This window comes from Staphylococcus pasteuri (assembly GCF_030547725.1).
GTDB classification, from domain to species: Bacteria; Bacillota; Bacilli; order Staphylococcales; family Staphylococcaceae; genus Staphylococcus; species Staphylococcus pasteuri.
Genome location: NZ_JAUOQO010000659.1, coordinates 1 through 250 on the forward strand (window position 1 = coordinate 1; position 250 = coordinate 250).

At 48.0% G+C, this 250-nt stretch carries 1 protein-coding gene; it reads left to right on the forward strand.

Annotation, left to right across the window (positions count from 1 at the left end):
* Positions 1 to 42 precede the first annotated feature (42 nt).
* Positions 43 to 250, forward strand: a 208-nt coding sequence (locus Q4528_RS15070) for a hypothetical protein (RefSeq protein WP_303522500.1), incomplete at its 3' end; no start/stop codon positions are given.

Here is a 250-nt window from a genome sequence, read left to right on the forward strand (position 1 = left end):
CAGCAGCCTAAGCAAGATTCTGCTGGAAATGAAGTGGGTGAATTGAAGAAAGAAATGGCAGCGATGCGCAAGTTACTCGAGCACCAAGTCTCTGGCTTGATGTGGCAAGAAGTTGAGCGTCAAGAACCGGTTCGAGCGATGCTCATTAAGCAATTGCAGCTAGTTGGTTTTGATGAGGACATGGCTGACCAAATCGCCGGTTATATTCCTGAAGAACTTGGTGTGCAAGAAGGCTGGCAGCATTTACGTG